General features: G+C 71.1%; 15 protein-coding genes. 2 read left to right on the top strand and 13 right to left on the bottom strand.

The features are described 5' to 3' along the window. Window positions 1-156: 156 nt before the first annotated feature. The gene (locus ACFW16_RS11150) at window positions 157-1,005 is read left to right on the top strand and encodes a 2-oxo acid dehydrogenase subunit E2 (RefSeq protein ID WP_380304790.1); all 849 of its coding nucleotides are present in this window, start codon (window positions 157-159) and stop codon (window positions 1,003-1,005) included. Here the strand turns inward: ACFW16_RS11150 and ACFW16_RS11145 are convergent. The 9 genes from ACFW16_RS11145 to ACFW16_RS11105 form a co-directional block, all read right to left on the bottom strand. Beyond that, a complete protein-coding gene (locus ACFW16_RS11145) occupies window positions 903-2,027 on the bottom strand; it encodes an S-adenosylmethionine:tRNA ribosyltransferase-isomerase (RefSeq protein ID WP_380304788.1) in 1,125 nt (374 codons plus the stop codon). The genes ACFW16_RS11150 and ACFW16_RS11145 overlap by 103 nt on opposite strands. Then, window positions 2,024-2,749 carry an SDR family NAD(P)-dependent oxidoreductase gene (locus ACFW16_RS11140; protein WP_380304786.1) on the bottom strand — a complete coding sequence of 242 codons (726 nt, stop codon included), beginning with the start codon at window positions 2,747-2,749 and terminating at the stop codon, window positions 2,024-2,026. The genes ACFW16_RS11145 and ACFW16_RS11140 overlap by 4 nt, the downstream gene beginning before the upstream one ends. A gap of 110 nt (window positions 2,750-2,859) precedes the next feature. Next, complete coding sequence (locus ACFW16_RS11135; RefSeq protein ID WP_380304784.1) at window positions 2,860-3,960, bottom strand: 5-methyltetrahydropteroyltriglutamate--homocysteine S-methyltransferase; 1,101 nt, start codon at window positions 3,958-3,960, stop codon at window positions 2,860-2,862. 98 nt (window positions 3,961-4,058) lie between these two features. Continuing rightward, window positions 4,059-4,787, bottom strand: a complete 729-nt coding sequence (locus ACFW16_RS11130) for an ABC transporter ATP-binding protein (protein ID WP_380304782.1) — start codon at window positions 4,785-4,787, stop codon at window positions 4,059-4,061. Further along, window positions 4,780-5,532, bottom strand: coding sequence for an ABC transporter ATP-binding protein (locus ACFW16_RS11125; protein ID WP_380304780.1), 753 nt, complete (start codon window positions 5,530-5,532; stop codon window positions 4,780-4,782). The genes ACFW16_RS11130 and ACFW16_RS11125 overlap by 8 nt, the downstream gene beginning before the upstream one ends. Beyond that, entirely contained in the window at window positions 5,529-6,539 is a 1,011-nt protein-coding gene (locus ACFW16_RS11120; RefSeq protein WP_380304778.1) for a branched-chain amino acid ABC transporter permease, read from the bottom strand. Before ACFW16_RS11120 ends, ACFW16_RS11125 begins: the two co-directional genes overlap by 4 nt. Continuing rightward, window positions 6,536-7,396 carry a branched-chain amino acid ABC transporter permease gene (locus tag ACFW16_RS11115; RefSeq protein ID WP_380304776.1) on the bottom strand — a complete coding sequence of 287 codons (861 nt, stop codon included), beginning with the start codon at window positions 7,394-7,396 and terminating at the stop codon, window positions 6,536-6,538. Before ACFW16_RS11115 ends, ACFW16_RS11120 begins: the two co-directional genes overlap by 4 nt. Window positions 7,397-7,400: 4 nt before the next feature. After that, window positions 7,401-8,570, bottom strand: a complete 1,170-nt coding sequence (locus ACFW16_RS11110; RefSeq protein ID WP_380304774.1) for an ABC transporter substrate-binding protein — start codon at window positions 8,568-8,570, stop codon at window positions 7,401-7,403. 53 nt (window positions 8,571-8,623) lie between these two features. Next, window positions 8,624-9,943 carry an MFS family transporter gene (locus ACFW16_RS11105; RefSeq protein ID WP_380304772.1) on the bottom strand — a complete coding sequence of 440 codons (1,320 nt, stop codon included), beginning with the start codon at window positions 9,941-9,943 and terminating at the stop codon, window positions 8,624-8,626. Window positions 9,944-10,092: 149 nt separating this feature from the next. Between ACFW16_RS11105 and ACFW16_RS11100 the strand changes: the two genes are divergently transcribed. Continuing rightward, entirely contained in the window at window positions 10,093-10,923 is an 831-nt protein-coding gene (locus ACFW16_RS11100) for an IclR family transcriptional regulator C-terminal domain-containing protein (RefSeq protein WP_380304770.1), read from the top strand. Here ACFW16_RS11100 and ACFW16_RS11095 read toward each other — a convergent pair. Genes ACFW16_RS11095 through ACFW16_RS11080 form a run of 4 tightly spaced genes read right to left on the bottom strand, consistent with a single transcriptional unit; the run spans window position 10,920 to window position 14,372 of the window. Continuing rightward, window positions 10,920-11,693 carry a coniferyl-alcohol dehydrogenase gene (locus ACFW16_RS11095; RefSeq protein WP_380304767.1) on the bottom strand — a complete coding sequence of 258 codons (774 nt, stop codon included), beginning with the start codon at window positions 11,691-11,693 and terminating at the stop codon, window positions 10,920-10,922. The two genes, ACFW16_RS11100 and ACFW16_RS11095, sit on opposite strands and share 4 nt — an antisense overlap. A gap of 31 nt (window positions 11,694-11,724) precedes the next feature. Continuing rightward, a complete protein-coding gene (locus ACFW16_RS11090) occupies window positions 11,725-12,930 on the bottom strand; it encodes an NAD(P)/FAD-dependent oxidoreductase (protein WP_380304765.1) in 1,206 nt (401 codons plus the stop codon). A 12-nt stretch (window positions 12,931-12,942) separates the two neighbouring features. After that, the gene (locus tag ACFW16_RS11085; RefSeq protein WP_380304763.1) at window positions 12,943-13,260 is read right to left on the bottom strand and encodes a MocE family 2Fe-2S type ferredoxin; all 318 of its coding nucleotides are present in this window, start codon (window positions 13,258-13,260) and stop codon (window positions 12,943-12,945) included. 26 nt (window positions 13,261-13,286) lie between these two features. Next, window positions 13,287-14,372: a fatty acid desaturase family protein gene (locus tag ACFW16_RS11080; RefSeq protein WP_380304761.1), complete on the bottom strand. Its 1,086-nt coding sequence runs from the start codon at window positions 14,370-14,372 to the stop codon at window positions 13,287-13,289. Window positions 14,373-14,377: the final 5 nt, after the last annotated feature.

Genomic DNA, 14,377 nt, shown 5'->3' with positions numbered 1-14,377 from the left:
GACATCGGCTCCAGCGGCGAAAACCCCCTCCCCCTGCTCCCCTCCCGCGAGGGGAGGGGGGACTCGGATGGGGCGAGCGGGAGGGGCGAGACCGGAAGGCCACCCGCGGACAGGTCCATCGCCGAGTTCGCCCCCGCTCTCCGCCTGTCGCCTTCGGTGCGCAAGCTGCTGGTCGAGACCGGGCTCGACCCGGCCGGGCTGACCGGCAGCGGCAAGGACGGGCGGCTGACCCGCCAGGATGTCGAGGAGGAGGTCACCCGACGGCAGGCTCGGCCGGCCGCGCCTGCGGAGGTGAAGCCGGCCCTCCGCTCCCACCGCATCCCGCACGATGCCATGCGCCGGCGCATCGCCGAGCACATGGCGCACTCCGTCGCCACGGCGCCGCATGTGACCGCCGTCTTCGAGGCCGATTTCGGCGCCGTGCTGGCGCATCGCCAGGCGCACAAGGCGGCGTTCGAGCGCCAGGGCGTGGCCCCGACCGTCACCGCCTATCTGGTGCAGGCCTGCGTCGCGGCGATGAAGGCGGTGCCCACGGTCAACAGCCGCTGGCACGACGACGCGCTCGAGGTGTTCGCCGACGTCAACATCGGCATCGGCACGGCGCTCGGAGACAAGGGGCTGGTGGTGCCGGTGGTGCAACGGGCGCAGTCGCTGTCGCTGCTCGGCATCGCCGCGCGGCTGCAGGAGGCAACGGCGCTGGCCCGCGCCGGCAGGCTGGCGCCGGCCGATGTCCAGGGCGGCACCTTCACCATCTCGAACCACGGCGTCTCCGGTTCGCTCCTGGCGGCGCCGATCATCATCAACCAGCCCCAGGTCGCGATCCTCGGCGTCGGCAAGGTCGAGAAGCGGGTGGTGGTGCGCGAGGTCGACGGCGCCGACGCCGTGCTGGCGCGGCCGATGGCCTATGTCTCGCTGACCATCGACCACCGCGCCCTCGACGGCGCCCAGACCAATGCCTGGCTGACCCGCTTCGTCGAGACGATCGAGACTTGGCCGGCCGAGTAGGCTGCCCGCTCGATCAGCATCACATCGCCGAACTCGTGGCCGCGATAGCCCTCGTTGGCGAGGGCAGCCGGCAGGCCGTCCAGTACTCCGTCCGGAGCGAAGGTGCGCAGCAGCTCGAAATGGCTTTCGCCGGGCTGATGCATGCCGGTGAGGAGGACATCGACGATGCGCAGCCGGGTTCCAGGCCCGATACGGTTGGTCGCGACGCCGTCGCCGGCGCGGACCGTGCCGTCGGCCTCGGCCGCGGCTTCCAGGGCGCGGACCACGGTGGTGCCGATGGCGACGACGCGGCGACCCTCCGCCTTCGCCCGGGCGATCGCTGCCGCGGTCTGTTCCGGGATCCGGTAGGGCTCGTCGAAGGGCAGGCGCCGATCCAGCGCCGGGTCGCCGGTCGAGGAGATGCCGGCGGCATGGGTCAGGGTGGCGAAGCCGATGCCGCGACGGCGCCAGGCGGCGAGCAGTGCCCAGTCGAGCGCGAAGCCGGCCGAGGGCGGCTCGAACGCCACCGGATCGGCGGCGATGCGGGTCCAGACGTCCCACAGCGCCAGCGGCTCCGGCACATGGGCGTACTGGATCGGCCGTCCGTGCCGCGCCAGCCCGGCCAGGACCCGGTCGCGGCGGCCGAGGAAGCGCAGCCGGACCAGCCGCGGATGGTCGAGGCGGCGCTCGATCACGGCGTTCAGCGGGCCGAGAGACAGGTGGTCGCCCGCCGACAGCGGCGGCGGCGCCGGCCGGTCCTCGGTGCGGCTGCGGTGGTCGCCGGCGCCGAAGACGACGGCGGCGAAGCGGGTCGGGTCGCCCGGCGCGACCCAGCCGGCCAGCCGCACCTCGATCGGCTTCCCGGTTGCGGCATGCAGGCCGTGCAGGCTCGCCGGCAGGGTCGCGGCGTCGTTGCCGACGACGAGGTCGCCGGGCTCCAGCAGCGTCGCCAGCGCTGTGCGTGGCAGGTGCCGGGCCTGGCCCTCGGCGTCGACGGCGCAGAGCCGGGCGGCCGGCCGGTCGGGGCGGTCGGCGGCGATCATGCGGATTCCCCGACCCGCTGCTCGGCGGCGCGGCCGGGCAGGGCGGCCAGCAGGGCCTGCACGATCTCCGAGGCGGAGAGTTCGGGCATCTTCAGGGTCGACGGATCGGCATCGGGCACGGCCAAGGCATGCAGCGGCGTGTCCATGTCGCCGGGGTCGATCGACAGGAAGCGCACCCCTTCGTCCCGCGCCTCCTCGGCCCAGATCGCCGTCAGGTGGCGCAGCCCGGCCTTGCTGGCGCCGTAGGCGCCCCAGCCGGGATAGGCGCTCACGGCCGCGTCGCTGGAGATGTTGACCACCACTGCGCCGCGCCCCTGGCGGGCGGAGGTGGCGAGGGCGCCGAACAGCGCCCTGATCAGCCGGAACGGCCCGACCAGGTTGACCGCCAGCGCCTGCTCCAGCTCCTCGCACTCGGTATCGGCCAAGAGCGCGAGGGGGACCGGGCCGAGGCTGGAGGCGTTGTTGATCAGAACGTCGAGCCCGCCCAGCCCGGCCGTGACCTGCAGCGCGATCGGGTGGATATCCTCCTTGCGGCCGACATCGCCGACGATGCCCTGGGCGCCGGTCTCGCGCGCGGTGCGGCCCACGGCCTCGGCGCCCCGGGCCACGAAGGCGACGCGCGCGCCCATCGCGGTCAGGAGCCGCACCAGTGCCAGGCCGAGGCCGGAGGTGCCGCCGGTGACCGCCACGCGCAGCCGCCGTAGATCGGTGTCGATAGGCATGATGGATGCTCCTCTCAACGGGAGCTTCCATCGCTACAAGTTCAAGTGCGGTTTAGGTCAAGAGGGTTTTGCAAGCCATGGCTTTGTTAAAGTGTCGCACTCGTCGGCCCCTACCCCCAAACCTCCCTTGCGATCTCCACGATCATCGCCAGCTTTGCCCATTGCTCGTCCTCGGCCAGGACGTTGCCCTCCTCGGTGCTGGCGAAGCCGCATTGCGGGCTGAGGCACAGCTGGTCGAGGTCGACGAACTTGGCCGCCTCGTCGATCCGGCGCTTGATGTCGTCCTTCTTCTCCAGCGTGCCGGACTTCGAGGTGACCAGGCCCAGCACCACGGTCTTGCCCTTGGGCAGGAAGCGCAGCGGCTCGAACCCGCCGGCGCGCTCGGTGTCCCACTCCATGAAATAGCCGTCGGCGGCGATCTCGTTGAACAGCCGCTCCGCCACCGGCTCGTAGCCGCCCGAGGCGATGAAGGTGGAGCGGAAATTGCCGCGGCAGAGATGCATGGTGATGACCATGTCCTTCGGCCGGCCGGCGATGGCGGCGTTCAGCATGCCGGCATAGATGCCCGGCTGCTTCACCGGGTCGTCGCCGCGCTCGGCCAGCATCCGCCGCTGCTCCGGGTCGCAGAGATAGGCGAAGCTGACATCGTCCAGCTGCAGGTAGCGGCAGCCCTCGGCGGCGAAGGCGGCGACCGCGCCGGCATAGGCGCGGCCGAGATCGGCGTAGAATTCCTCCATCTCGGGGTAGACCGCGGCGTCGATCACCTGCCGGCCGCCGCGATAGTGCAGCATGCTGGGCGACGGGATCGTCATCTTCGGCACCCGAGCGGTGTTCGCCTTCAGGAAGCGGAAATGCTCCAGCATCGGATGGCCGGTGAAGCCCAGCTTGCCCGTCACGCGGATGCCCTTGGGCTTCACCTGGGCGCCCTGGAACTGGATGCCGTGGTCGGCCCAGTAGCCCTCGACGCCGTCGAGATGCTCAAGGAAATCGAAATGCCAGAAGGCGCGGCGGAACTCGCCGTCGGTGACGGCCTGGAGGCCGATCTCCTCCTGCCGGCGCACGATCTTGCGGATCTCCTGGTCCTCGACCGCACGCAGCTCGCCGGCGGAGATCGCGCCCTGCTCGTGCTGGGCGCGGGCGGCCTTCAGGGGTGCGGTGCGCAGCAGGCTGCCGACCATGTCGGCGCGGAAGGGCGGGGTCTGGCGCAGCATCGGGTCTCCTCCTGGTCTAATTGTAGGTTGGGTTCGCGCTCGGCGAACCCAACAGCGGATCGGGCGGGGCCATGTTGGGTTCGCATCGCGAACCCAACCTACGGCGCAGCACGTGTCGGCCCCTTACGGGTGACGCCGAGATGGCGGGTCAGCGCGGCCTCGTCGGCCCTCAGGACGGCGCTGGGGGCGGCGTGGACGATGGCGCCGCGCTCCAGGATCACTGCCTGGTCGGTAACGGACAGGATCTTCCGGGCATGCTGCTCGACCACGACAGCCGCGACGCCCTCGTCGCGCAGGATGCGCTTCAGCGCGGCCAGCAGCTCCTCGACGATGATCGGCGCCAGGCCCTCGGTCGGCTCGTCCAGCAGCAACAGCTTCGGATTCAGCATCAAAGCGCGGGCGATGGCCAGCATCTGCTGCTCGCCGCCCGACAGCTGGCTGCCCAGATTGCCGCGCCGCTCTTTCAGCCGCGGGAACAGGGCGTAGGCGCGCTCCGGCGTCCACGGTCCGGGCCGCGCCACCGCGGTCATGTTCTCCTCGACCGTCAGCGACTTGAAGATGTTGCGCTCCTGCGGCACCCAGCCGATCCCGGCCAGGGCCCGGTCCTCCGGCCGCGCCCGGGTCAGGTCGCGGCCGGCCAGTGCGACGGTGCCGCCGAAGCGGCGGGTGACGCCGATGATGCTGTTCAGCAGTGTGGTCTTGCCGGCGCCGTTGCGGCCCAGGAGGGCCAGCGCCTCGCCTTCGGCCAGGGTCAGCGACACGCCGGAAACGACGACGGCCTCGCCATAGCCGGCGACGAGGTCGCGCAGGGCCAGCAGCTCAGCCATCCACCGCCTCCCCGAGATAGACGGCGCGCACCTGCGGGTCGGCGGCGATGGCGTCGGGCGTGCCCTCGGTCAGCAGCGCGCCGTTGACCAGCACCGAGATGCGGTCGGCGAAGCTGAACACCAGGTCCATGTCGTGCTCGATCAGCAGCACCGAGACGTCCTGCGGCAGCTCGGCGATGGTGGCCAGCAGCTCGTGCCGCTCCGCCTCCGGCACGCCGGCCGCCGGCTCGTCCAACAGCAGCACGCGCGGGCGGCAGGCGAAGGCGGTGGCGATCTCCAGCAGGCGCTGCTTGCCATAGGCCAGGGTGGCGGTGCGCTCCTGCAGCACGTCGGTCAGGCGGAAGCGCTCGGCGATCGCCAGGATCTCGTCCATCACCTCGACCCTGCCGCCGGCCACCCGCCACCAGTCGCCGCCGCGGCCCAGGCGCTCGGCCACGGCGAGGCCGATGGTGTCGAGCGGCGTGATCTCCGGAAACAGCTGGTTGATCTGGAAGGTGCGGGCCAGGCCGCGGCGGACCCGCAGATGCGGCTTCAGCCTGGTGATGTCCTCGCCGCCCAGCAGCACCCGGCCGCCGCTCGGGGCCAGGACGCCGGTCAGCAGGTTGACGAAGGTGGTCTTGCCGGCGCCGTTCGGGCCGATCAGCGCGTGCCGCGCCCCGACCGCGATGCTGAGCGACACGTCGTTGGTGGCGACCAGCCCGCCGAAGCGCTTGTGCAGTCCGATGGTCTCCAGCGCCACGGTCATCGCCCGGCTCCGAGGCGCGAGAGGAGAGAGGCGAGGGGCCGTCGCACGCCCTGCACCAGCCGGTCGCGGCCGACCAGCACCAGCAGCACCAGGAAGGCGCCGAGCCAGAACGACCAGTATTGCGGCGTCAGGCCGGAGATCCAGTCCTGCAGGAAGCGGAACAGCACGGCGCCGACCGGTCCGCCATAGAGATAGCCGGCGCCGCCGATCACCAGCACCAGCAGCACATCGGCCGAGCGGTGGAAGTCGAAGACATCGAGCGAGACGAACTGCGTGGTCTGGGCCAAGAGGGCCCCGGCGACCGCGGCATAGGCGGCGGACAGCGTGTAGATGCCGACCAGCCGCCGGGCCACCGGTACGCCGACCGCGGCGGCGCGCAGCCGGTTGTCGCGGATCGCCTTCAGCGACAGGCCGAAGGGCGAATGCATCACCCGCCGGGCGAACAGGAACAGCAGGAACAGCACCGCCAGGCTGTAGCCATAGGCGGTGGTACCGTAGAGGTCGAACTCGAACCGGCCCAGGATCGGGCCGACCACCATGCCGTTCAGTCCGTCGGCCCCGCCGGTCAGCCCGGCCGCCCGGTTGGCGATTTCGAACAGCAGCAGCGAGATGCCGAGCGTGACCATCAGCCGGGTGAGGTCGGTGCCGCGCAGCACCAGGAAGCCGGTGGCGAAGCCCAGCACGGCCCCGGCTGCTGCGGCGGCGACGAGGCCCAGCAGCGGCTCGCCGGCGACATGGATGGTCAGCAGGCCGGCGACATAGGCGCCCAGGCCGAAGAAGGCGGCATGGCCGAGCGAGACGATGCCGGCATAGCCCAGGATCAGGTCGAGCGACAGCGCGAACAGCGCCAGGATCGCGATCTCGTTCAGGATCAGATGCTGGTCCGGCAGCAGGAACAGCGCCGCCAGGGCCGCCAGCCAGAACAGGAACTCCGGCAGCCGCCAGCGGGCGCGCGACGCGGCCGGGGAGAGCCGTGTCGTCGAGGAAGAGAGCGGAGCGGCCGTCATCGACCCCCTCCGCGGGCGAACAGACCCTGCGGCCGCAGCAGCAGCACCACGATCATCACCGTGTAGATGACGAAGGATCCGAAGGCCGGGACGTAGTACTTGCCGGCGACGTCGGCGATGCCCAGCAGCAGCGCTGCCAGGAACGGCCCGGTCAGGCTGGAGGTGCCGCCGACGGTCACCACGATCAGGAAATAGATCATGTATTTCAGCGGGAAGGTCGGGTCGACGCCCAGGATCTCCGCCCCCAGCGCGCCGCCCAGTCCGGCGAGGCCCGAGCCGACCGCGAAGGTGACGGCGAAGACGGTGTCGACCCTGATGCCCAGGCCGCGCGCGGCTCGTGGATCATCGACCGCGGCCCGCAGCCGGCTGCCGAAGCGGGTGTAGGCCAGCACCCCCTGCAGCGCCAGCACCAGCACGCCGCAGACGGCGATGATCAGGGCCCGGTAGATGCCGATGCCGACGCCCAGCACCTCGACCCGGCCGCGCAGATAGTCGGGCAGCTGGATGATCTGCTGCTCCGACCCCATCAGATAGTCGGCGGCGGCCATGGCCATGAAGACGATCCCGATCGAGAACAGCACCTGGTCGAGATGGCTGCGGCGATAGAGCTGCCGGTACAAGGTCCGCTCCAGCACCAGCCCGACCGCGGCCGCGGCCAGGAAGGCAGCCGGCAGGCACAGGAAGAACGGCACCTGCCAGCGGCTCATCAGGATCGCGGTGACGTAGCCGCCGAGCATGGCGAAGGCGCCATGCGCCAGGTTGATGAAGTTCATCAGCCCCAGCGTCACCGACAGGCCGCAGGCCAGCACGAACAGCAGCATGCCGTAGGCGATGCCGTCGAACAGGATCGTCGCCATGGCGCTACTTCGCCGCCTTGACCGGGTCCTTCACCGCCTCGATGGTCGCGAACTCGACATTGTACAGGCCGCCGTCGCGCTTTTCGACCTTGCGGACATAGATGTTCTGGATGATGTCGCGGGTCTGCGGGTCGATCGTGACCGGGCCGCGCACGCTGGTCCAGCTCATGCCCTTCATGGCGTCGATCAGGCCCTGGCCGTCGGTGGCGCCGCCGGCCTTCTTCAGCGCCTCGACGATCAGATGCATGCCGTCATAGCCGCCGACCGCCATGAAGTTCGGCCGCAGCCCGCCGTTCGCCGCCTGGAAGGCCTGGACGAAGGCCTTGTTCTCCGGGCTGTCATGGGCCGCGGAATAGTGGTGGGTGGTGATGGTGCCCAGCGCCACGTCGCCGATCTTGTCCAGGAGCTCGTCATCGGTCAGGTCGCCGGTCGCGATCAGCCGGATGCCGGACTTGTCGAGGCCGCGCTCGACGAACTGCTTCATGAACACGGCGCCGAAGCCCGAGGGCACGAAGACGAAGACCGCATCCGGCTTGGCGTCGGCGACGCGCTGCAGGAACGGTGCGAAATCCGGGTTCTTCAGCGGTACCTGCAACTGCTCGACCACCTTGCCGCCGGCCTTGCCGAAGCGCTCGGCGAAGGCCTTCTGCGCGTCCAGGCCGGGGGCGTAGTCGCTGACCAGCGTGACCACGGACTTGATGCCGTTCTGCGCCGCCCAATCCGCCAGCGGCACGGTCGCCTGGGGCAGGGTGAAGCTGGTGCGGACGATGAAGGGCGAGGCCTCGGTGGTCACGGCGGTGGCGGCGGCCATGATCACCTGCGGCACCTTGGCCTGGGTCGCGATCGGCGCCGCCGCGGCGGCCAGCGGGGTCAGGCCGAAGCCGGCCAGCACCGACACCTTGTCCTTCACCACCAGCTCCTGCGCCAGGCGCTTGGTGACGTCGGCGGTGCCGGTGTCGTCGCGGACGATCAGCTCGACCGTCTTGCCGGCGACGGTGGTGCCGTTCTGCTGCAGGTACAGCCTGGCCGCGGCCTCGATCTCCCGCCCGGTCGAGGCGGAAGCGCCGGTCATCGGCAGGATCAGGCCGATCCTGACCGTGTCCTGCGCCGCGGCCGGCAGGGCCGCCAGCAGGGCCGCGGCCAGGGCCGCTGCAGTGAGATGGCGTCGATTCATCTTGGTCCTCCCCGTTCGTTGCGGGCCGGCGGGTTGTCCCGCCGGCCGGTGGATCAGTTGTCCTCGATCATGCCCTCGCGGCGGCTGTCCGGCATCAGGATGGCGACGACGAAGGCGATGGCGCACAGGCCGGTGACGTACCAGGCGAACCAGCCCTCGACGCCGATATCCTTCAGCCACAGCGCCACGTATTCGGCGCTGCCGCCGAAGGCGGCGTTGGCGATGGCATAGGACAGGCCGACGCCCAGCGCGCGCACGCCCATCGGGAACAGCTCGGCCTTCACCAGCCCGCTGATCGCGGTGTAGAAGCTGACCGCCGCCAGGCCGCACAGGATCAGCCCGAAGGCGGCGATCGGGCTGGCCACCGTGCCGATGGCGCGCAGCAGCGGCACCGTGGTCAGCGTCGTCAGCGCGCCGAAGATCAGCATGTTGCTGCGCCGGCCGATGCAGTCGGACAGGGCGCCGAAAACCGGCTGCGCCACCATGTAGACGAACAGCACCGCCGCCATCACCAGGCTCACCGTCCGTGTGTCCATATGGGCGGTGTTGACCAGGTATTTCTGCATGTAGGTGGTGTAGGTGTAGAAGATCAGCGACCCGCCGGCGGTGAAGCCCAGCACCGTCAGGAAGGCCCGCGGATGCTGGAACAGGGCGCGGATCGTGCCGGCGTCCTTGGACTTGCGGACATCCTCGGTGCTGGTCTCGATCAGCGACCGCCGCAGATAAAGGGCGATCACCGCGGCCGCGGCGCCGACCACGAAGGGGATGCGCCAGCCCCAGGCCCGGATCTCGCCTTCGGACAGGGTCAGCTCCAGCACCACCACGACCAGCGTCGCCAGAAGCTGTCCGCCGATCAGCGTGACGTATTGGAACGAGCCGAAGAAGCCGCGGTGCCGGCGGGCGGCGACCTCGCTCATATAGGTGGCGCTGGTGCCGTATTCGCCGCCGACCGACAGGCCCTGCACCAGCCGGGCCAGCAGCAGCAGGGCGCCGGCCGCGGCGCCGATCGACTCATAGGTCGGCAGCACCGCGATCGCCAGCGACCCGGCGCACATCATCAGCACCGACAGCATCATCGAGGTGCGGCGCCCGTGCCGGTCGGCGATGCGGCCGAACAGCCAGCTGCCGATCGGCCGCATCAGGAAGCCGGCAGCGAAGATGCCGGCGGTGTTCAGGAGCTGGCTGGTCGGGTCGCCCTTCGGGAAGAAGGCGCTGGCGAAGTACAGCGATGTGAAGGCGTAGGTGTAGAAATCGTACCACTCCACCAGATTGCCGGAGGAGCTGCCGACGATCGCCACAATCCGGTCGCGGGTGCTCATCGCGGCGATCGCCGCGGTCTGCGCCGGCCGGTTGTCGGAGGCGGTCACGTCCATGCGGATGTCCTCGATCTCGTCAGGTTCGGGCCCGTCCCGGCCGGCCGCCCGTCGCGGCGATCCCGGCCCGTTCGGACGGTGACGCTGTTCGTCATCCCGGACGCTCCCCGATCTTCTTTTCTCCCCTGATCTCTTGTGCCCGGTCCCGGATGCGGTCAAGAATCCGTGCGCATAGTGAAACTCTTGTTCGCAATACGAACAATTCGGGGAGGAAAATCCTGCGCGAGGAGCAGGTCGTCTCGTTCCGCAAGGGGCTCGACATCATCCGCAGCTTCGGCGCGGGCCACCGGCGGCAGACCATCACCGAAGCGGCATCGCGCACCGGGATGACACGGGCCGCGGCGCGGCGCTTCCTCCTGACCCTGTGCGAGGCCGGCTATGCCCGCAGCGACGGCAAGCATTTCGAGCTGACGCCGGCGATCCTGACGCTCGGCCACAGCTTCCTGTCCGGGATGGGCGAGATCGAGCGGGTGCGCGACGCGCTGCTGGGGCTGACGCGGGCCTTGGGCGAATCCGCCTCCGCCGCGATGCTGGACGGCACCATGATCACCTATGTCGCCCGGTCGCCGGCTGCGCACCGGATCATGACGGTCGGCCTCGGGGTCGGCACCCGGCTGCCGGCGCACGCCACCTCGATGGGCCAGGCCCTTCTGGCGGCGCTGCATCCGCGCGAGCTGGAGCGCTATTTCGAGGCCGCGGTGCTGGAGCGGTTCACCGGGCACACGCTGACCACGCGTGCGGCCCTGACCGCCCGGCTGGCCGAGGTGCGCGGCCGCGGCTACGCGCTGGTGTCGGAGGAGCTGGAGACCGGGCTGAACTCGATCGCGGTCGCGGTGCCCGGCGGCATCTCCGCCGGCCACCTGGCGATCAACCTGAGCGCCCCGGCCGGGCGGGTCGGGGCGGAGGAGATGCGCGAGCGCTTCCTGCCGGCGCTGCAGGAGGCCGCGCGGGGCGTGGCGCTGGCGGTGCAGCGCGGTTAAAGGCCGTGCCGGCGGTCCTGCACATGGGCGTAGAGGCCGCCGTCGACCGGCAGGTTGGCGCCGCGGATCCAGGCCGAGGCGTCGGACAGCAGGAAGCCCACCGCCGGGGCGATGTCCTGCGGCCGGCCCGGCCGGTCCATCACTGTCATGTCCTCCTCGGCCCGGGCGCCGAGCGTCGCCACGAAATCCGGCAGGATCGGGGTCTCGACCGGCCCCGGGCTGACCGCGTTCATGCGGATGCCGCGGTCGCGCCAGCTCCAGCGGTTCCGGTAGGTCCAGGCGATCAGCGCCTCCTTGGAGAAGAAGTAGCTGCGGGCGCCGTTGATGCCGTGGCGCTCGCAGAACGCCTCGACGCCGTCGAAGTCGAGCGCCTCGCTGGCGCGGACCGCCGGCAGCGCCTCGGCCCAGTCCAGCCCGGCGATCGAGGCGAGGTTCACGATCGAGGCGCCGTCGGCCAGCTTCGGCACCAGCCGCAGGGTCAGGTGCTTCAGCCCGACCAGGTTGACCTTCAGCACCTCCGCCGCCGGCCGGGTCGGCGGCAGGCCGGCGATGTTGGCGAGACCATGGGCGCCGGCGGGCAGCGCCTCCGCCAGCGCGTCGATCGCGGCCCGGTCGGACAGGTCGGCGGCGAAGAAGGCATCGACCGGCCCCGCCGGCTCGTGCCGGTCGACCGCGATCACCCGGCCGCCCCAGGCCCGCACCAGCCGCGCGGTCTCGGCGCCGATGCCGGAGGCGGCGCCGGTGACGATGATGGTCTTGCCGGTCAGCATGCTGGCTCCTTGCCGTGTCCGTCGCCGCCGGTCACGCGGCCAGCAGCGCCTTGAGCTTTACCGCCGGCGACGCGAGCGAGCCAGGGTCCGGGGCCGCCCGCCGCGCGATCAGCATCTCGGCCAGGCGGATCTCGCGCGCGACCTTGCCCAGCGGGCCGATGCCGCTGGCCGCGACCAGCCGGCCGTCTGACGCCAGGTGGAACAGCAGCCGCGCACCATCGCCGAGGTCGCGCGCGACCGTCGTCTGCCCCTCGTCGGCCAGGCCGGCGATCTGCAGCGTCAGCTCGTACTGGTCCGACCAGAACCAGGGCACCGCCCCGATCGCCTCGCCGCGGCCCAGCATGTTGCGCGCGGCCAGCGCCCCCTGGTCCTGGGCATTGCGCCAGGCCTCGAGCCGGATGCGGCGGCCGGCGTAGAGCGGATGGGCGCAGGCGGCGCAGTCCCCGGCCGCGAAGATGTCGGCGTCGGCGGTCGCCAGCGTCGCGTCGACGGCGATGCCGTTGTCGACGGCCAGGCCGGCGGCCTCCGCCAGCACGGTCTCCGGCACCGCGCCGATACCGGCGATCACCGCATCCGCCGCGATCCGGCTGCCGTCGGCCAGCACCACGGCGTCCGGCTCGATCCGGTCGATGCCGATGCCGGTGCGCAGGTCGATTCCGGCGGCGCGGTGCCGGTCGGCGACCACCGCGGCGATCTCGGCCGGGACGCCGCGCATCAGGATGCGGGGCTGGGCCTCGACCAAGGTCACGGCGCAGCCGCGCGCGATCGCGGCCGCCGCCAGCTCCAGCCCGATGAAGCCGCCGCCGATGATGGCCAGGCGCATGCCGGGGCGCAACAGCGGCCGCAGCGCCAGCGCATCGTCGAAGCGGCGCAGATACAGGGCCCGCTCATGGCCCGGCAGGGTCAGCCGCCGCGGCCGCGCCCCGGTCGCCAGCAGCAGCCGGGAATAGGGCAGGGGACGCCTGTCGGCGAGGATCACGGTGCGGGCCGCACGGTCGACCGCCGTGACCTCGGTTCCCAGCACCAGCTCGATGCCCAGCGCGGCGGCGCGGTCGCGGTCCAGCACGGTGGTCGCGACCGGCTCCGCCTCCGCCAGCAGTGCCGCCTTGGACAGGGGCGGGCGCTCATAGGGCGGATGGATCTCGCCGCCGACCAGCGTGACCGGGCCGTCCCAGCCCTCCTCGCGCAGCGCCGCCGCCGCCCGGGCCCCGGCCTCGCCGGCGCCGACGATCACCATCCCGGCCATCCGTCAGGACCCGAGCCGCAGGAAGACCTGTCCGTCCTCGACCTTCACCGGATAGGTCTGCAGGGCGATGCAGACCGGCGCGCCCTTGGCCGCGCCGGTGGTGAAGTCGAAGCGGCCGTTGTGCTTCGGACATTCGATGATCGTGCCCATCACCAGCCCGTCGGCGAGATGCACCTGCTCATGGGTGCACAGCCCGTCGGTGGCGAAGTAGCGGTCGTCCTCGGTGCGGTAGATGGCGAAGGTGCGGCCGCCATGGTCGAAGCGGATCACGTCCTCCTCGTCGATCTCGTCCGCCGCGCAGGCCGCGATCCAGCCGTCCATGCTCTCTCCTCCCTCGTCGATGCGGGTCATTCGGCGGGCGCGGCCTGGGCAACCCCGATCGCCGGCCCGGGCGACGCATCCGCGGGCAACCGCCGTACGACATGATGGTGCGGGTCTCGGATCTGCCGCAGCAGGGTCGGGATGATCTCGCGATAGGCGGCCCAGCAGCTCGGATAGGGCGGCGGGCAGTCATGCTTCATCGCCGCATGCAGCTTCGGCAGAGCGTGGTAGGGCACCATCGGGAACATGTGGTGCTCCACATGATAGTTCATGTTCCAGTACAGGAACCGGAACACCGGGTTCATGTGGACGGTGCGGCTGTTCAGCCGGTGGTCCAGCACGTCCTCGGCCAGGCCGGCATGCTGGGTCAGGCCGAAGAACAGGGTCATCCCGCCGCCATAGAGGGTCGGCAGCCCGACATACATCGCCGGCAGGATGCTGCCCAGCGCCAGGCAGGCGGCGATCACCGCGGCGAAGAGGACGAGGTAGATCCGTGCGACCAGGAACACCTTCCGGCGCTCCATCTCCGGGATGAAGGTCTCCTCTTCCGCGGTCAGCCGGCCGGCGGCGTGCACGAACAGCTTGCGGATCGCGACCGCGCTGCTCTTCAGCATGAAGATGTTCAGGAGGATGCCCGGGATGTCGGGCGGGCGCGGCGCGGCGATCTCGGGGTCGCGGCCGACGATGATGGTGTCGGTGTGGTGCCGGGTGTGGCTCCAGCGCCAGACCGTCGGCTCGCGCAGGATCATGAAGCAGGCGATGTGGTAGACGGCGTCGTTCATCCAGCGCGTCTTGAAGGCGGTGCCGTGGCCGCATTCGTGCCAGCGGCTGTCGGAGGCCGAGCCGTACAGCACGCCGTAGCACAGGAAGAACGGCACGGCCCACCAGCTGCCCCAGAAGAAGCCGCCGAACCCGCCGGTGATCGCGAGCGCCGCGAACCAGATCAGCGTGTCGCGGATCGCCGGCCCGTCCGTCCGGCGCATCAGCTCCTTCATCTCCTTGCGCGGGATCGGGCTGGTGTACCAGGCGGCGCCGGCCAGCCCGGCCTCGACCGCGCGCCGCGCCTCCGTCCCGACCAGGCTGTAATCCCTCCGGCCGATCTCCCCGGGCATCGGTC

The sequence above is a fragment of the Inquilinus sp. NPDC058860 genome, from assembly GCF_042743185.1.
Lineage (GTDB): Bacteria > Pseudomonadota > Alphaproteobacteria > DSM-16000 > Inquilinaceae > Inquilinus.
Note: the sequence above shows the minus strand (reverse complement) of the source record. Positions and strands in the feature narration are given on the sequence as shown.